Source organism: Alteromonas sp. 5NW40-0090, assembly GCF_057552975.1.
The window spans coordinates 226,436-244,145 of the sequence record NZ_BAAJLT010000006.1; the positions used below are offsets into that span (position 1 = coordinate 226,436).

Below are 17,710 nucleotides of genomic sequence, written 5' to 3' on the forward strand. Positions count from 1 at the left end.
CACTTACACTTTGTATTCTCCTTCACTCCTGACAAGCATTTTTAGAACCTAAATTTAAAAGGTTAAATGCTATGTCGAACAGACGCGAACAACGCCAACAAGCACAACAATTCATTAATGAACTTGCGGGCGAAGCTTACCCTAATTCAACACGCCACTACGAGTGTGGCAGCCGCGACGATATTCGCGTGGCCATGCGCCTAATTCACCAGCACGACAGCCTAGTCGGTGGTACCGAAGAAAACCCTATTTTAGAGCCAAATCCGCCAATTCCTGTTTACGACACTTCAGGCCCCTATGGTGATCCGCAAGAAAACATAGATGTGCACAAAGGCTTGAGCCCACTTCGCCAAAAGTGGATTGAAGAACGCAGCGACACTATCGAACTAGCAGGCGTGTCATCAAGCTTTGCGAAAGAGCGTGAAAACGACATTTTTACCGAAGATTTCCGCTTTATCCGCAGCCGCAAACCACTAAAAGCGAAGGCAGGAAAAAACGTAACCCAGCTTCACTACGCAAGGCAGGGCATTATTACCCCAGAAATGGAATACATTGCCATTCGCGAAAACATGGGCCGCCAAGCCATTAAAGATGCAGAGCTAACGCAACAGCACAAAGGCGAACACTTTGGCGCGAATTTGCCCGACACCATCACACCTGAATTTGTACGTCAGGAAGTAGCCGCAGGCCGCGCCATCATTCCATGTAACATTAATCACCCCGAACTAGAGCCGATGATTATTGGTCGCAACTTCTTGGTGAAAATTAACGCGAATATTGGTAACTCAGCAGTCACCTCGTCTATTGAGGAAGAAGTAGAAAAGCTGGTGTGGTCTACCCGTTGGGGTGCCGATACCATCATGGACTTGTCTACCGGCAGAAACATTCACGAAACCCGCGAATGGCTGCTGCGAAATAGCCCTGTTCCACTTGGCACCGTGCCCATTTACCAAGCGCTAGAAAAAGTAAACGGCGTAGCTGAAGACTTAACTTGGGAAATGTTTAAAGACACGCTGATTGAGCAGGCCGAGCAAGGGGTAGACTACTTCACCATTCACGCAGGCGTATTACTCGAATACGTTCACCTTACCGCGAAGCGAGTTACTGGCATTGTATCGCGCGGTGGCTCAATCATGGCGAAGTGGTGCTTAAGCCACCACCAGCAAAGCTTTTTGTATGAACACTTCCACGATATTTGCGAGATTTGCGCTAAGTACGACGTGGCGCTGTCGCTAGGTGATGGCCTGCGCCCTGGCAGCGTTGCCGACGCTAATGACGATGCACAGTTCTCTGAGTTACGCACCCTTGGTGAACTAACGAAAATTGCCTGGGAATACGATGTTCAGGTAATGATTGAAGGTCCAGGTCATGTACCAATGCACATGATTAAAGCGAACATGGAAGAGCAACTTAAGCACTGTCACGAAGCGCCGTTTTATACCCTAGGCCCCCTCACCACAGACATTGCACCTGGCTATGATCACTTCACCTCAGGTATAGGTGCCGCCATGATTGGTTGGTATGGCTGCGCAATGCTGTGTTACGTAACGCCTAAAGAGCATTTGGGTTTACCTAACAAAGAAGACGTTAAACAGGGGCTTATCACTTATAAAATAGCGGCACACGCAGCCGACTTGGCGAAAGGCCACCCAGGCGCGCAAATACGCGATAATGCTATGTCGAAAGCCCGCTTCGAGTTTAGATGGGAAGATCAGTTTAACCTTGCATTAGACCCCCACACTGCGCGCGCTTATCACGATGAAACCTTGCCGCAGGCCTCTGGCAAAGTTGCGCACTTTTGCTCTATGTGCGGCCCTAAATTTTGCAGCATGAAAATTTCTCAGGAAGTGCGCGATGTGGCTAAACAAACGCAGCAGCAAGAGTTTGATAAAGAAAAAGGCATGAAAGACATGGCCGATGCGTTTAATCAATCGGGCGCTGAACTTTATCACACCGCTGATAGCAAGGTAGAGTTGCCATGACAAACAGCCACCTAACCACCCCAGTACTAGAGCCGCCTAGCATTAGGCTGCCGGTTGTATGGTGCATAGGCGGCGTTGATTCAAGCGGCGGCGCGGGAATAACCCGCGACGCCATTACGCTTGCCAATTTAAATGTTCATGCCTGTGTGCTCACTACACAACTTACTGTGCAATCAAACCAGCATCTGCTTAGCAAAGAAAGTATGAGTGCATCTGCGTTGAACCAGCAGTGGCAAGTGCTTTACGAAGATACGCCACCACGCGCTATTAAAATTGGCGCTATCGCAAACGATGAACAAGCACTGTTGCTTTGCGCCCGTATGCAGTCGTTGGTTAGCCCTCGCCCTTTTGTAATATGGGACCCTGTATTGTGCTCTTCATCTGGAGGTGTATTGAGCGACTTAAGTGAAAGCGTTATCGACGAACTGTTAACCACGGTAGATTTGGTAACGCCAAACATTGATGAACTCGCGAAACTTACCCACCTCTCTGTTAGCGATGATAAAAGCCTGCAAACTGCAATAAATCGACTTGTAGGAAAGGGCGCAAAAAGCGTTTACGTGAAAGGCGGTCATGCACAATGGCAAGAAACCGTATGCGACACCTATTTTTGCTCATCACACTCGCTTTATTTTAGGCAACCCAAAAACAGCAAAGGTGATCTTCGTGGTACAGGATGTATGTTAGCGAGTGCCATTGCTGCATTTGTTGTTCACGACTATTGCATTGAAGATGCGCTAACCTTGGCGAACGCTTATGTGAGTGAAGTAAGACATAACACGCTCGGCGTATCTGATAACAACCTCCCCATCACGGCTACTTCGAATCGACATAAAGCGGCTAGCCTGCCTGCTTACTTCGCAAGGGCTAATGGTTTTCCCACGCAGGCGGCTAGTTTTCCACAGGTGAGTTTTCATTGCCGTAACACTGCTTCTAAAAGAAATGCTGCGGGTGTTGATAAAACTCCACACAACAAAAAAAGAGTAGAAACGGCACTGGCAGGCAATGCTTTCTTCCCAGCACTCACCAACACTAAGTTGGGTATTTATCCCGTGGTAGATAGCGTTGAGTGGATAGCGAGGCTTTGGCCAACGGGCGTAAAAATCATTCAGCTGAGGGTGAAGGAAGGGTCACAACAAGACATTCGCCAACAGATAAGAGAGGCCATTGAGTTAGTGGAACACACCAACTGTCAGTTATTTATTAACGACTATTGGGAGTTAGCCATAGAGCTTGGGGCTTATGGCGTACATCTAGGTCAAGAAGATCTCGATACTGCTGATTTAAACGCTATTCGCGATGCCGGACTAAGACTGGGCATTTCAACTCATGGGTTCGCTGAAATTCAGTGTGTTCGCGCTTTAAACCCGTCTTACATTGCCCTTGGTCATATATTTCCAACCAATACCAAAGACATGCCTTCGAAACCACAAGGTCTAGTGCGCTTAGCAAAGTATGTGAAGCTGTGTGAGGGAATTCCTACGGTTGCCATTGGTGGGATTAATTTATCGCGTATAGGTGATGTGTCTAAAACCGGCGTAAATGGTATTGCAGTTGTGAGTGCTATTACACATGCAGAGCATCCGCTGAAAGCCTACCAAGCATTGGCTCAGGAGGCAGGTTTTGCATAGTCAATCAGCAAATAGTACCGCGACTGACTCAGTCAATAACGCTTATGGCTCACTTAATACCGGTAACGGTTCATTCAATAACGCCAGAGGTCCAGTTAATCGCGCTAAAGGCTTCGCTAGCCGCCAGCTTGAACACCAAGATATAAAGCGTTATAGCAGGCAGCTTTTGCTCGACTGTATCGACCACGACGGTCAACTTAATTTAGCAAACGCACACGCTGTAGTTGTAGGGCTGGGCGGACTAGGAAGCTTAACCGCCCGCTATCTAGCTGGCGCTGGTGTTGGCAACATTACTTTGATAGATGGCGATACGGTCGATATTAGTAATTTGCAGCGGCAGGTTAGCTACAATGAAATGCACTTAGGCGAGCTTAAAGCCAAGTCGCTGTATAACGAACTTCGCAAAGTTAACCCTCATCTAAACATCCAGTTTAAAAGCCTTTTTGCCGATAGTAATAACTTACCAACTTTAATTTCGTCAGCGACTTGCGTACTGGATTGCACCGACAACATTACGGTAAGGCGCCAAATTAATGCAGCGACCTATCGTGCATCTATTCCGCTTTTTATTGCGGCCGCTAGCGGGCTCACTTGGCAAGCACTGAACTTGCCGCAAAACTCAAACTCCAGTGGTTGTTACGAGTGCCTAGTGAACAAGGTTTCCGTGCGTGAAGACTGCATGAGCAAAGGCGTACTTGGCCCTGTTGTTGGTATGGCCGCTTGCCACCAGACAACACAAGCTTTGTTGTTTTTAGCAAAAGGTTTCCAAGCCGACATTAAGTGGGGGCACTATCTAACTGGGAATGCAGGCCTTGGTTCGCTACAAAGCTTTGCATTACCCCCCTCTTCTACTTGCGAGGTTTGCAATGACGCAAATTAAAGTAAACGTGAACAATCAACCTATGAACGTGATCTCGCCTATTTCACTTAGCGAGTTAATCGCTCTTAAACAACTGAATGACGACGGTACCGCCATTGCTAGAAATGCCGCCATAGTGAGTAAAAAAGAGTGGTCGACCACTTATCTTAAAGACAACGACATCGTTGATATCTTCACCCTAGTTGCAGGAGGCTAATATGCTAACGCTTGCAAACCACACTTTTTCATCACGTCTTTTAACCGGTACAGGAAAGTTCAGCAACGCCACCACTATGAAAGACGCAGTGGCCGCTGCACAAAGTAACATTGTTACCCTGGCAATGAAGCGCGTTGCAAGTAATAACGCGCAAGACGAAACGCTAACGGCCCTTCGAGAGTTAGGAGTTACCCTGCTGCCCAACACATCGGGGGCTAAAAATGCCCAAGAAGCCATATTTGCCGCAGAGCTTTCTTATGAGGCGCTAGGTAGCCCATGGATAAAACTTGAAATTCACCCTGACCAGCGCTACCTGCTGCCCGACCCAATCGAAACCCTTCAGGCCGCCGAGGCCTTGGTAAAAAAAGGGTTTCACGTACTGCCCTACTGCGGGGCAGACCCCGTTTTGTGTAAACGTTTAGAAGAAGTAGGCTGCGCCGCTGTTATGCCGTTAGGCGCTCCGATAGGAAGTAATCAAGGCTTACAAACTAAACCCTTCTTGCAGATTATCGTGGAGCAATCGACTATTCCAGTCATTGTCGATGCGGGTATAGGCAAACCCAGTGAAGCCATGGCAGCCATGGAAATGGGCGTAGATGCAGTGTTGGTGAATACAGCTATTGCCACTGCCCAGAACCCTGTTGCCATGGCAGAAGCCTTTGCAAATGCTGTGGAAACAGGCCGAAAAGCGTTTGAAGCAGGGCTTGGTGCTACCAGCAACTTTGCGCAGGCCTCTAGTCCGCTTACTGCCTTTTTGGAGCCAACGGTATGAAGGTAGCACAGGCACTAATGCAGCAAGACTTAACTCATCTAGCTATGTCAATTAACAGTAAAACCGCGAGTGATGTTGAGCGAGCATTAGGTAAAGAATCACTTTCACTTGATGACTTTATGGCGCTTATCTCGCCTGCTGGCTCAAATTACTTGGAAGCCATGGCAAGTCGCGCGCAGGCACTAACCCGTCACAGGTTTGGCAATACCATGCAGCTATTCGTGCCTTTGTACCTGTCGAACCTGTGTGCCAATGAATGTACTTATTGCGGCTTTACCATGAGTAATAAAATAAAGCGCAAGACCCTATCTATAAGTGAGGTGCTCACCGAAATCGAAGCTATTAAAGATTTGGGCTTTTCTCAGGTGTTGCTGGTAACTGGCGAACACGAGACTAAAGTGGGCATGGACTATTTCGAACAAGCCCTTAGCGCCATTCGCGACAAGATAAGCTACCTTATGATGGAGGTACAGCCACTAAAAAGGGAGCAATACGAAACACTGAAACACCAAGGGGTAGATGCTGTTTTAGTGTATCAAGAAACTTATTCGCCCCAGCAATACGCCAGCTACCATACCCGGGGTAAGAAACAGGATTTCTTATGGCGATTAGAAGCCAGCGACCGCATAGGGCAAGCGGGTATCGATAAAATAGGTATAGGTGCGCTACTAGGTTTAGGTGACTGGCGGGTTGATAGTGCAATGACCGCCTTTCACGGCAAACTAATCCAGCAGCACTATTGGCAAAGCCGTGTATCTATTGCCTTTCCGCGCCTTAGAAGCTGCGAAGGCAATAGCACTGGCGGCAATGCGCTTACCAATAACAAACTACCTAACGAACGAGACCTGCTGCAGCTGATATGTGCTCATCGTATATTTAACCCGCAAGCAGAACTATCCCTGTCTACCCGAGAGTCGGCTGCGTTTAGAGACGGCGTAATGCCCCTTGGAATAACGTCAATGAGTGCCGCTTCTCAAACTCAACCTGGCGGCTATAGCGAACCCTCACAAGCGTTAAACCAGTTTGATATTGATGACAGCCGCTCGGTACCAGAAGTGATAAACGCGATTGCAAGGAAAGGACTAGAGCCTGTTTGGAAGGATTGGATGCCCTTTGAAGCACGAAAGGTGGTTTAAAGTGAAGGCCGTAAGACTTTCTACCTCGTTACAGTATAAATAGCTATTTTTGATCTTGATTCCAAGCCTTTAGTTTGAGAAAGAGCATTAGTTTTTTTAAGGCAAAATAAATAAAAAATTTGTTTTGCTTTCGCGTAAAACCCTCCGTAGAATCCGCCCAAATTTTAGCCAGACACTTTATCTATGCGTCTGGCTTTTTTGTCTTATTTATCTCATATTAAAGTTATCAAAACTTAAGGGCAGTGCGTTGGATACCGTTGAATTTATTCAAATTCGTAGATTTATAGTGAAGCTTGGCAAAATGCTGCACAAGTATGGTACCCCTGCGTTTCGTCTGGAAGCTTACCTAGGTGAAGTCGCCAAGTATTTAGGTGTACACGCGTCATTTATTTCTACGCCTACGTCGCTAACTTTTGTTATTTGGAGCGATCGTCACGAAGACGAGTACAACCACGCAGCCCGTTTACTTCCTGGCGAACTAGACATGAATGCGCTGTCGCTAACTGACGAACTTGCCAGCGAGCTACTGTCTGGCAATTTAACATTGAGCGAAGCAGACAAGCGTTTAAACGAAATAGATGCCATGGGCAGCCCTTATGGCAAAGGAATAACCGGCGCCGCCTTTGCCATGGCCACCGGCGCATTTGCCATGCTAATGGGTGCAAGCTGGAGCGAAATTGGCTGGTCAGCCGCTTTGGGAATTGTGGCTTATTTGTGGACACTATGGGCGCAGCAGTCCAAGCGCGTAAACTTAATGCTAGAGCCTGTGACCGCGTTTGTTGGTGGTATTCTTGCCTGCGCCATTGGCCAGTACGTTGATCCTGGCATTAATATCCCTTTGGTTGTACTTTCTTCCGTTATTGTATTTGTGCCTGGGCTTGCGCTGACTATGGGCTTAGCCGAGCTATCTTCCCGCAACATGGTATCGGGTACCGCCCGCACTATGGACGCTATTATGCAGCTATTCAAACTGTATTTCGGTGCGTTTTTGGGCGTATCTATAGGTTTTAGCGCGTTTGGTGAGAACGTATATACGCCAGCAGAATCACTACCGTATTGGGCAACCTGGCTAGCGGTGTTCCTACTGTGCATTGCCCTAGTGGCCATATTCAGAACCCGTATTAAACATATTCCTTGGGCATTGGCTGCGGCGTTTATTGCTTACAGTGCTACCGCATGGAGCTCTGATTACATGAGCCCGGGACTAGGCGCATTCGTTGGAGCCTTTGCGTTAGGTATTTTTGCAAACGCGTTTACGCGCATTGCCAACCAGCCAGCGACTATTGTGGCTATGCACGGGCTTATCGTGCTGGTGCCGGGGTCTAAAACCTATATTGGTTTGAACTCGTTTATGACCGGCCAAGACTTCGTAAAAGCTGATCATTTAGGGCAGGAAGTGTTTCTTATTTTCATGTCGCTAGTGGCGGGGTTAATCTTTGCCAACGTAGTCGTGCCCACTAAGAAAGCGTTGTAACAGCATAGTCGCCGGGCAGCCTAAAAGAGCTAGGCTTGTTACGCAAACTTATGACGCAAAATTATAACGCTGCCTTGTAAGTGCCAGATCCGTTTAAATAAGCGTAGGCAAAAGCAGCGTAAACAAAGACAGCTTAAACAAAATCAGTATAATGAGGTAGCGTAGCTAAAAGCGCTATTTAAGTAGTTTAATTAACGCTCTTCCTAAACGGGCGTTAAGCGCACCGGCGGCAATGGCTTCAGCCGAGTTTTCCATAAACTTGGCCGACAAGCTGCCGCCAATTTGATTGGCTACTTCATCGGTAGCCAAGTCGAACACGCCCTGTGCCGCTATGTTTTGTGCCAGTACTTTTAGTAGCTTCCAATTGCCCGCTGTGCTTGGTCGTAACCCATAAACACGGGCCATCCGGCGAATGGTGCGAAAGCTAATCCATATCACTGCAAAGGTTTGAATAAGGTTGTTGGGGCTAATAAATGCCAAGCTTCCTGCGGTCACCGATTCTTTATTGAGCACCTTGTGCGCTTTTTCCTGAACAGGCTTTAATACTGCATCTTCGTAAAGACCAAGCCGTTCTGGCCCTGTCATGTCGTCTTGAAGTTGCTGCTTGTAACGGTCAAAACAATGAGCCGCATAAGAACCGCGAGAAAAACGTTTTCCGTGCTGACTTAACACGCTGTCTATTTTTTGTGGCGATGTTTCTCTTCCTCTATTAACCAATAAATCACGGATAACACCGGCATCTTCCATCGCTGTATTTACTTGCTTATAGCCGCACCATTCTTTAAAACTTAAAAAGCTGAAACAGCTTACAAACCCCACCAGCAGTGCCCCTAAAGCTCCGGTACCAATGGGGTGCTCAGAAACGTTCGCAGCAAGAGTGGTATAAGCTTCAAAAACGAAAAAGCCAATCAATGACACTACACCAAAGCCCAAGGTGGCGGCACCTAACGAAATGCCATCTTTTTTCGCATCTACTTCCCACGCGTCTTCACTGACTTGCTGTGGAAGTTTGGTTTCAGGCTGCGCAATATCTAATGTTTGTGTTTTGACTTTGGTTTTGTACTGCGGCTTGTTTACCGCACTCGTTTTTTGAGCACTTTGAGACGCTGTTTGAGGTTGCGTGTCTGCATTACCTTGCTGATCGCTATTAGCGCCATAAAGCGCATCGCTTCTTATATTGGACGAACTGATGGTGTCGGGCGAGCTAGACGGCTCTGGGCTTTCATCAAATGTATAAGGTTTATCGCTCATTCTTGCTCTCCTTTGCCCAGTAAAAACTGAAGCAATCTATCTACACCCTTGCCTGCTAAAATACGTGCTTTGAAATCGCTGGGCACACTCACATCTGGTACTGGGAAGTGACTGCCCTCTTCCATATCTTTCAGCGTACTGGGTATGGGTTCAAACGTAGATTCAACGTAACGACCGTCAGTGTCTTTGTAGCGAATAGCATCTTCATTACTGCCCTCGTCGGTGACTTGCATGCTAGACACTAAAAAATGTTCAAACTGAATAGGTTTACCGTCGAACCGTGCTCGTGCCCCTTCGGTAATTTGGGTTAGCAAACTAAGTAAGTTACCCCGTTGACTTACCGGCACCAAGTCAGACTTAGTGGCAACAAACGCCACCTTGCCAATTTGCTCTTTTTTCAGCACATTGCGCGAAAACCACGTACTTTGCCCGTACACAAAGGTATCGGCCAAGTGGCTTAAGGTTTCTTTTAACTGATACAAATGCAGTCTGCTGTGGTTGAGCCCTTCAAACAGGTCTACAAGAATAATTTGCTTATCGGTTTCTTTAAAAATGGACTGTTTTAACGGTGTTAACCAGCCGCTTTGAAACTTTGAAAAATGCTTATCAAATACTTTAAACCACGGGTGCGAGACGTCGCTGGTAATGCTTGAGGGCAGCGGCGTAAAGCCAAAGGCCTGCCAATCAAAGTCGCTCGACTCCAATAAAAAACTACCTGGCTGAAGCAAAGATATACCGTTAGCTTTAGCTTCAACTAAATAATCACGATAGGCGTTAACTAGCAGCTGAATGCGCTGTTCTGTGGGCTCTTGCTCAAAATCGAACTGATTAACAAAGGCTTTCCACTGACTGGCAAAATATTGCTGCGGCCCGCTGCTTAGCTGAGCCCATGCAGAGTCTGACCAATGAGCGTAGGTTTTACTTAACATGGGGATGTCCGTCACCCACTCCCCTGGGTAGTCAATAAATTCAAACACCACTTCGCTATGGGGTAAAACATGACGCTTCAGCGAAGCGGTTTCTTTTAAACGTACTACTAACTTAAAGCCAAACGCTTCTTCGGTCGCTTTTGGCCACTGACCGTTTTCAAGATCAGCAATATTCTGCAAATGTGGAAAGGTTTTATAGCCCTCAATAGGCGCTATGTGCATATCTAGCACTAGAGAAGGCGGTAAGTATCGCAATAACGGCAAACACGCATAGCCTTCTTCACTTCGGCTTTTCAGCATGGTGATAAGGCTGGTAAACAGCATAGACTTACCACTTCGACTAAGCCCAGTAATGGTGAACCGGTGCGTTTCTTTATTAAACGCACTACTTAGCTTGTCGCCAGTTAGCGACGCTAATTCCCGAGTTTTGTCAAAAAGCGTAGCGATATTCTTTTGCATTATTTTTGTTTGCTGCCTTTGCAGTTCCTATAGCCTTGAACCTATTACTTTGGCCTACTGCCTTAAGGATAAGTTGTCGCAAGGGGTGCTTTCACTTCGTTGCCCTCACTTCATTATAGATATGACTTAAAGAGTAATGTGGTTACTGAGGGATAAAAGCAAGGGCGGTGCCAGCTAAGTTATCACTGTGAAATAAAAAACGCGTTGGCTATTTAATGCTCGCGGGTTTGGTTAAAGAGCTTTTTCTTTATGCGGTTTTTGCTGGAATGCCAGTGATTCTTGGGCTTGCGCGGTGCATTTTCGATTACGTGTTCAAAATCGATATCTGACTTTTTCGTCGGTGGTACATGGGCGCAAAAGAATGTATCAATTTGTGACTGAGCCAGCCTTTTTAAGCTTTCACGGTATTGGTTTGGGTGACATAAAGGGTACGGCGGCACTAACTCTCCTTTAACCTGTACCAATACATCGGCTATGTAAGCCTGCTGCGTGGGAATATGCGCAAGGGTTAGGTCATGATCGGTATGGCCTGGCGTGTACATTACCTGCCAATCAGGAAAGCCCGGTAGCGTTTGATTGTCTTTAAGCGTGATGTCTGGCGCTAATATCGGGTTGTACCAAATGGGCATTCTTGGTTTGCCAATACGATTTGCCACCCACCAGGTTAATAGCAGGTCGATACCGTGAGCGGTACGCCCCGCAAAACCCGAATACCAGTTAACCGCCTTAGGATGAGACGCCACCTGCGCACCTGTACGCTTGCGCAACGCAATAGCGCCACCAGCGTGGTCAGGATGCATGTGGGTAACCACAATAAGCTTTAAGTGAGTTAACGGGCGCCCTAAGGTTTGGGTAATGTAATTGCACACATTGTCTACATCGGCACGACTACAACCATCAAGCAACAGCAAGCCACTCTTGTCTTCAACAAGATAAATATGCTGTATGTAGCCTACTAATGTGTGAATTTTCATTAAAACTTCCTTTTCACCCGACCCTGCGTCGATAGCATTAAATCCTATCAGAACCTATCTGGTAAGACCAGATTCAGCGAACAAGTGTAGCATTAAATCCCGTAACCACATCAGCCCTGGTTCGCCTTCTTGTTGGCTATGCCAGTAAAGGTGTGTTTCCAATGCGGGTATCTGATAAGGCAGCTTAGTGCTTATCAGGTTATCGTCACTTACCGCATCAGCCACTGATCCCGGCAAGGTTAACAAAGCTTCGGTATTTGCTACCACATCTGCTGCCGCACGGTAGTTTTGGCAACGCCACAAAGAAGGCCGGCTTACGCCCAACTGTTGCAGCGCAATTTCTTCCACCGACGCCCCTTTAGCGCGGTTAGACACCGTAATATGGCGGGCTGCCACGTACTTTTTCTTATCTAAATTCTGCGCCAAGGGGTTTTGTTTATTCATAAGCACTTTGTAGGTATCGCGACGTAAAAGCGAATGAGAAATGGGGGCAGCAACGGCGCGGCCAATATCAATGACCAAATGAAGGTTTCGATTGGTCAAATCAGCCACCATTGCGTCACGGTGTAAGCGGGTGCTTACTATTTCTATATTAGGAGCCTGTTTCTCTAAGGTTGAAAGCAACGCAGGTAATACACCTAATTCTAACGACTCTTGCATGGCAATAACAAAGCGCTGATGACTATGTAACGGGTTAAAATCAGTAAACTCTCCAAGTGCTTTTCGAATATCACCCAAAGCTTTCAAAATAGCGGGGGCTAACCGTTCGCAGGCAGCGGTGGGCAACATGCTTTGCTTTTCTTTAACAAAAAGCGGGTCGCCTAAAATATCCCGAAACCTGCGCATGGCATGGCTAACTGCAGACGGCGTAATATGCAGCGCTTCAGCCACACGGGTCATGTTTCTATGCTGCCAAAGCGCTTCGAACACCTTTAGCAAGTTCAAGTCTAGTTTTTCAAATTGTCTGCTTTCAAGCATCACCTTAACCATGAATGAAATTCACACTGCTTAAGGATTATATTTCATTTCATTCACTGAGCAAGTTTCTCTAATATGAAACTAACTAAGCACTTTCGCACTCATTCATCGATAGCTAAAGAACATGGATTTAGTGCACGCTTAACAAGCATGCTTAGCATGTGATGAAAAGCCTAAATACGCTGCTGAAAAGCATTACAAACTTAAGCGAACAATTTAAAAATAAAGGTACCCTATGGATTTTTCACATAACGACAAAACCAAAGCCTTATTAGAAAAGCTGGATAACTTCATTGCTGAGCATATTGCGCCAATTGAAAATGAAGTTTACGACTTTCACCATGAAGAAAATAACCACGGCGACTGGAAAAACTGGAAGCTGCACCCTGGCACCGAGGCAATAAAAGCCAAAGCACGTGAAGCGGGCTTAGCGAATTTATTTCTGCCAGATGCTGAATTAGGCCAAGGTCTTACCACGCTTGAATACGCGCCAATGGCTGAACGCATGGGTAAATACCTGTTTGCCCCTGAAATCTTCAACTGTAATGCGCCTGATACCGGCAACATGGAAGTGCTGTATCACTTTGGCAGCGATGCACAAAAAGAAAAATGGCTAACACCATTACTGGCTGGCGAGATCCGCTCAGTGTTTGGCATGACCGAACCGGATGTTGCATCGTCTGATGCTACCAACATGGCCGCAACCATTATTGAAGATGGTGACGACGTCGTTATTAACGGCAAGAAGTGGTGGTCGACAGGCCTAGGACACCCTAATGCAGCCTTCACGATATTCATGGGTTTATCGAACCCAGATAACGACAAGCACAGCCGTCACAGTATGGTGATAGTGCCGCTAGATACACCAGGAATTACCATAAAGCGTATGCTAGATGCTTACGGCGATTATGATGCGCCATACGGCCACGGTGAAATGCACTTTGATAATGTTCGCGTAAGTAAAGACAACATTATAATGGGTTTGGGCAAGGGGTTTGCCATAGCACAAGGTCGCTTAGGCCCTGGCCGCATTCATCACTGCATGCGCGCTATCGGTATGGCCGAAAAAGCATTAGAGCTTGCCCTTAAACGCGGTCACGAACGGGTTGCTTTTGGTAAGCCTATCATCCGCTTAGGTGGCAACCTAGAGCGTGTTGCTGATGCGCGCATGGCAATAGAGCAAGCGCGCTTGCTTACCCTACACGCGGCATGGAAAATAGATAACCTAGGGGTGAAGCACGCTATGACAGAGATCTCGGCCATTAAAGTAGTAGTGCCGAACATGCTACAAAGCGTCGTGGATATGGCACTACAAATTCACGGTGGTGCAGGCATGTGTAGCGACTTCCCGCTGGCCCGTTTTGCGGCTGGCGCAAGAGCCCTTCGCTTAGCTGACGGCCCTGACGAAGTACACAAAGGTATGGTGTCGCGCCTAGAGCTTAAAAAATATCAGTAGCAAAAACTAACACAAAAAATGCGGCTTAATGCCGCATTTTTTAGGTTCAAACGCCCTAAAAATTAGTTGTCTTCTTTGCGCAGCTCAATGCGCTGATGTAGCGCATCTAGTTTGCTAAAGCTGTCGAACAGCTCTGGGTGTGTGGCAATCAGCGCTGCAACATGCTCGAAGGCTTCTTCGCGCGTGTCGTTAGTAAGAAAACGAATTTCGTCATCGCTAGGTAAGCGATTGAAGTCAATTCCTACGCCTGTAGAAGAGGTTTGAATCTTCATTGCGCGAAAGTCTTTTACATAGCGGGGTTCGCAGCTTTTACGGGCAATTTTGCTACCAATGGGCTTTTCATATTTACAGATAACATCGAACTTCGCGATTTCGTTAATGTTGTTATACAGTTCCAAGAATTCGAAGCGCTGTTTATCGAATGCTCTTTTTAGTTGCGGTGTGGTCTTTTGGCCGAATACTTCAATGGTTTCAACGCGTTCCTTGTCGTTTTGCGCCGCCACCTGAAAGCTTGCAGCAAGTGCTAGCGAAAGCGCAGCTGTTTTTATGGTATGAAGTCCATATTTACGTGGGTTTATCACAATTAACATCCTCGTTGTTTTACTTGTACATTTCTTAACCTAGCACTTGAATAAATTCCAGTCAAAAAAATACCGCTTCTTATAACAAGAAGCGGTATTCAATTTTGTCTATAAACTAATTAGTTAGCTTTTTATCTGGCTAAGAATAGCTTAGTAAGTATAGCGTGCCTGCACGTACCACATACCACCATTGAAACCAAACGGGCTAGCTTCTGAGTAAAGCTGACCTAAGCTTCCCGCACTTGGGTTTTCTTCCGGGTATTCGTCGAACAGGTTGTTCACACCAATAACAAGGTCGAGGTTTTCGCTATAAGAGTATTTAGCTTCAACGTCTATCAAGATAGCCGCATCAATACCGTCTACACCGTTTCCTGTGTCGTCCCAACCACCGTAGTAGTTAGCGCGAACAAGCGTACGCAATGCGCCCTGGGTGTGTGTCCATGAAATATTACCGCGTAGGTTTGGCAGTAAGTCTTCAATAGCTGCAACACGGCCCTCGCCGATTGGGTTAAGCGTACCTACATCGTCTACTTCGGTTTCGTTGTAGTTTGCCGCTAGGGTAATACGTGAATTACCTTCCCATAAATCGAAGCTGTAGTTACCTACAATATCAATACCGCGTGTAGTGGTGTCGAAGCTGTTCGAGAAGAAACGGAACTGCGATAGGTCATCAAGGCCGATAAAGTCTGAACGGTCGATAATACCCGACGCATCAAGCTCGGTCAGCGCTTCAGAAACTGAAGCGTAGTCTGTACCACCACCGGCAAAGTTAAGCGCATCCAAGAAGTTCACGTTAGCACCAAGTGCAACACGGTTTTCCATTTCAATGTTGTAGAAGTCGATGGTCCAGCTCATATCTGCCACATCAATTGATGCACCAAACGAGAAGTTAACCGCTTCTTCTGGCCCCAAGTCTGGGCGACCGTTACCTTGGCTTTCAATGAAGTCAGCCGCTAGCTGACCTGCCGCCGATGACAATGGCAATGTGCCTTGGTCAATCAGCACGCCGTTCACGTTTTGCGTGGTAACGTTAGTAATGCTTGCTTGACCCGCTGTTGGCGCGTGAAAACCGGTTGAGTATGCACCGCGTAAACGGAAGTCGTCAGTTACGTGGAAAATACCCGCCAGTTTAAAGTCGGTAGTATCACCAAACTCACTGAAGTCTTCACGACGTAGCGCTGCTTGTAGGGTAAGCTGCTCTGTTACGTCGGCTTCCAAGTCAATGTAAACCGCGTTACTGTCTTGCGACGAGCTGGTATCACGAGGGAAACCACCAAAACCGTTAGAGCTAGAAGAGAAGCCTTGGCTTGCTAGCGGACCAAGAGCATAAGACGCTTCATCACCAGCAAATAGATCGAACTCTTCTTTGCGGTATTCAGCACCAAACGCAACGTTCAAGTCAGACGCTAAACCTACATCAACACCGTACACAAAGTTAAGGTTAACTAGGGTTTCGGTTTGCTCTTGACCACCAGGTACAAAGTCGCGAGGGGTTGCCGGGCCTAATGACGCATTAATGGTGTTCTTAATAAAGAAATCTGTGCGGTTCGAACCACGCTGCGCACTAAAGTCGTAGCCTAAGCCGTTACCAATATCTAAGTCACCACGTACACCTACAGTAAACGCCATGTCTTCGTTATCACCACCAAAGCGCGGTACAAAGCCCGTTGGGATGGTTTCAATGAACGAGAAACAATTATCGTCTGCCTGAACTTGCGCTAGGAATGTTGGGTCGGGGAATACATTGCCTTCACCGCCAATTGGAATACCGTCAATACAGCTTCCACCTACGCCTACACCGTCAAGGTCGCCAACAAGTACTGAGTGCACGCCGTCTGGGTCGGCTAAACCTGTGAGTGGGTCAACCAGTGGACCTGCGTATACACCGCCGCGCTGGCTACCTTCAGTTACTGGGTTACGGTAGAAGAAACCACCGGTAACCGTACGTTTACCGTAGTTACCAAATAGATAAAGCTCAGCTTTGTCGTTTAGCTCATACGCTGAGTTAATGAATAGCTTGTAGTCGTCTTCTACGTCTGGCTGGCCCCAATACTGTGGCACTTCGTTGGTGTAGGTGTTAATGGTAGAAAAGTCTGACTGTGTTAAGTAACCCGCATCAACCATGCCCTGCACGTCGTTACGTACTACTGAGCGCACCGTACCTTCAACGTCGCGAATTTCACCCGTGATATTTACAAAGCCGTCTGCACCTAACGAGAAACCGGCGTTAGCTGAAATAGTGTAGTTGTCGCCATCGCCTTCATAGGTAGAGCCATAGTTAGCACGGAACTCAAACCCTTCGTCGTTATCGCGAAGTAAGAAGTTAAGTACGCCAGCGATAGCATCTGAACCGTACTGTGATGATGCACCGTCACGCAGTACTTCTACTTGCTTAAGAGCGAGTGATGGAATTGCGGAAATATCAACACCCTGCGCACCATCAGAAATACCACCACCTAAGAAAGAGATAATAGAGCCACGGTGACGGCGCTTACCGTTTACCAGTACCAACACGTTATCTGGCGACAGGCCGCGCATGTTAGCCGGGCGCACAATAGTAGCGGCGTCACTAATTGGCTGTGTGTTTACATCGAACGACGGTACATTCGTACGCAGCATATCTTGCACGTCGCTTGACGAGTTTTGACGGAATTCCTCACCCGTAATTACATCTACCGGCACTGGCGAGTCGGCTGCAGAGCGGTTGCTCATGCGTGTACCCGTTACAATGATATTTTCAAAATCTTCTGCTTTCTCTTCCGCTTCTTGTGCAAAAGAAGGTGCTGACATTGCCGCAAAAAACGGTAATGAACTAGCAATAATGGCTGAGGTTATTCGATTAAGTTTTTTCCCTTTAGGGAAGTTACCTTGATCCAATGTGTTTCTCCTTCAAGACTTGTGGTTTTTTAAGCGTTTTAAGTTTTTTGATTATTTTTATTATTGGCGTAGGCAACACTTATTGGTGGTTGTTGAATGAAATGTGATACAACCAAACTAATAAGCAACTCTAA

At 47.0% G+C, this 17,710-nt stretch carries 14 protein-coding genes; 8 read left to right on the forward strand and 6 right to left on the reverse strand.

The annotated features are described in order from the left end of the window. The first annotated feature begins 71 nt into the window (after window positions 1-71). The 7 genes from thiC to AC27KT_RS09575 all read left to right on the forward strand — a co-directional run bounded on the left by thiC (window position 72) and on the right by AC27KT_RS09575 (window position 8,071). A complete protein-coding gene (gene thiC / locus AC27KT_RS09545; RefSeq protein ID WP_487129396.1) occupies window positions 72-1,982 on the forward strand; it encodes a phosphomethylpyrimidine synthase ThiC in 1,911 nt (636 codons plus the stop codon). Next, a complete protein-coding gene (gene thiE, locus AC27KT_RS09550; RefSeq protein ID WP_487129398.1) occupies window positions 1,979-3,613 on the forward strand; it encodes a thiamine phosphate synthase in 1,635 nt (544 codons plus the stop codon). The genes thiC and thiE overlap by 4 nt, the downstream gene beginning before the upstream one ends. A gap of 142 nt (window positions 3,614-3,755) precedes the next feature. Beyond that, window positions 3,756-4,493 (forward strand): HesA/MoeB/ThiF family protein, encoded by a 738-nt coding sequence (locus tag AC27KT_RS09555; protein WP_487129515.1) that lies wholly within the window; start codon window positions 3,756-3,758, stop codon window positions 4,491-4,493. Beyond that, window positions 4,480-4,689, forward strand: coding sequence for a sulfur carrier protein ThiS (gene thiS / locus AC27KT_RS09560; RefSeq protein WP_487129400.1), 210 nt, complete (start codon window positions 4,480-4,482; stop codon window positions 4,687-4,689). The genes AC27KT_RS09555 and thiS overlap by 14 nt, the downstream gene beginning before the upstream one ends. A gap of 1 nt (window position 4,690) precedes the next feature. Next, the gene (locus AC27KT_RS09565) at window positions 4,691-5,461 is read left to right on the forward strand and encodes a thiazole synthase (RefSeq protein ID WP_487129402.1); all 771 of its coding nucleotides are present in this window, start codon (window positions 4,691-4,693) and stop codon (window positions 5,459-5,461) included. Continuing rightward, a complete protein-coding gene (gene thiH / locus AC27KT_RS09570) occupies window positions 5,458-6,597 on the forward strand; it encodes a 2-iminoacetate synthase ThiH (protein WP_487129404.1) in 1,140 nt (379 codons plus the stop codon). Before AC27KT_RS09565 ends, thiH begins: the two co-directional genes overlap by 4 nt. Window positions 6,598-6,844: 247 nt before the next feature. Continuing rightward, window positions 6,845-8,071: a threonine/serine exporter family protein gene (locus AC27KT_RS09575; protein ID WP_487129406.1), complete on the forward strand. Its 1,227-nt coding sequence runs from the start codon at window positions 6,845-6,847 to the stop codon at window positions 8,069-8,071. A 174-nt stretch (window positions 8,072-8,245) separates the two neighbouring features. Here the strand turns inward: AC27KT_RS09575 and AC27KT_RS09580 are convergent, their stop codons facing one another. From AC27KT_RS09580 to AC27KT_RS09595, 4 genes are all read right to left on the reverse strand, one after another. Beyond that, window positions 8,246-9,322, reverse strand: coding sequence for a DUF697 domain-containing protein (locus tag AC27KT_RS09580; protein WP_487129408.1), 1,077 nt, complete (start codon window positions 9,320-9,322; stop codon window positions 8,246-8,248). Then, window positions 9,319-10,710 carry a YcjX family protein gene (locus AC27KT_RS09585; RefSeq protein WP_487129410.1) on the reverse strand — a complete coding sequence of 464 codons (1,392 nt, stop codon included), beginning with the start codon at window positions 10,708-10,710 and terminating at the stop codon, window positions 9,319-9,321. The genes AC27KT_RS09580 and AC27KT_RS09585 overlap by 4 nt, the downstream gene beginning before the upstream one ends. A gap of 212 nt (window positions 10,711-10,922) precedes the next feature. After that, the gene (locus AC27KT_RS09590) at window positions 10,923-11,684 is read right to left on the reverse strand and encodes an MBL fold metallo-hydrolase (RefSeq protein WP_487129412.1); all 762 of its coding nucleotides are present in this window, start codon (window positions 11,682-11,684) and stop codon (window positions 10,923-10,925) included. A 54-nt stretch (window positions 11,685-11,738) separates the two neighbouring features. Continuing rightward, on the reverse strand, window positions 11,739-12,662 hold the full coding sequence (locus tag AC27KT_RS09595; RefSeq protein WP_487129414.1) for a LysR family transcriptional regulator: 924 nt from the start codon (window positions 12,660-12,662) through the stop codon (window positions 11,739-11,741). Between the two features lie 235 nt (window positions 12,663-12,897). On the opposite strand from AC27KT_RS09595, the gene AC27KT_RS09600 reads away from it, so the two are divergent. Beyond that, window positions 12,898-14,118, forward strand: a complete 1,221-nt coding sequence (locus tag AC27KT_RS09600) for an acyl-CoA dehydrogenase family protein (RefSeq protein WP_487129416.1) — start codon at window positions 12,898-12,900, stop codon at window positions 14,116-14,118. Between the two features lie 62 nt (window positions 14,119-14,180). Here the strand turns inward: AC27KT_RS09600 and AC27KT_RS09605 are convergent, their stop codons facing one another. After that, window positions 14,181-14,699, reverse strand: coding sequence for a hypothetical protein (locus tag AC27KT_RS09605; protein ID WP_487129418.1), 519 nt, complete (start codon window positions 14,697-14,699; stop codon window positions 14,181-14,183). Between the two features lie 150 nt (window positions 14,700-14,849). Beyond that, window positions 14,850-17,576: a TonB-dependent receptor plug domain-containing protein gene (locus AC27KT_RS09610; RefSeq protein WP_487129420.1), complete on the reverse strand. Its 2,727-nt coding sequence runs from the start codon at window positions 17,574-17,576 to the stop codon at window positions 14,850-14,852. Window positions 17,577-17,710 lie beyond the last annotated feature (134 nt).

What these genes read in the sequence shown, in the direction of transcription:
- thiC (WP_487129396.1), top strand. Translation starts at nt 72, where the DNA reads ATGTCGAACAGACGCGAACAACGCCAACAAGCACAACAATTCATTAAT.
- thiE (WP_487129398.1), top strand. Translation starts at nt 1,979, where the DNA reads ATGACAAACAGCCACCTAACCACCCCAGTACTAGAGCCGCCTAGCATT.
- thiS (WP_487129400.1), top strand. Translation starts at nt 4,480, where the DNA reads ATGACGCAAATTAAAGTAAACGTGAACAATCAACCTATGAACGTGATC.
- AC27KT_RS09565 (WP_487129402.1), top strand. Translation starts at nt 4,691, where the DNA reads ATGCTAACGCTTGCAAACCACACTTTTTCATCACGTCTTTTAACCGGT.
- thiH (WP_487129404.1), top strand. Translation starts at nt 5,458, where the DNA reads ATGAAGGTAGCACAGGCACTAATGCAGCAAGACTTAACTCATCTAGCT.
- AC27KT_RS09580 (WP_487129408.1), bottom strand. Translation starts at nt 9,322, where the DNA reads ATGAGCGATAAACCTTATACATTTGATGAAAGCCCAGAGCCGTCTAGC.
- AC27KT_RS09585 (WP_487129410.1), bottom strand. Translation starts at nt 10,710, where the DNA reads ATGCAAAAGAATATCGCTACGCTTTTTGACAAAACTCGGGAATTAGCG.
- AC27KT_RS09590 (WP_487129412.1), bottom strand. Translation starts at nt 11,684, where the DNA reads ATGAAAATTCACACATTAGTAGGCTACATACAGCATATTTATCTTGTT.
- AC27KT_RS09595 (WP_487129414.1), bottom strand. Translation starts at nt 12,662, where the DNA reads ATGCTTGAAAGCAGACAATTTGAAAAACTAGACTTGAACTTGCTAAAG.
- AC27KT_RS09600 (WP_487129416.1), top strand. Translation starts at nt 12,898, where the DNA reads ATGGATTTTTCACATAACGACAAAACCAAAGCCTTATTAGAAAAGCTG.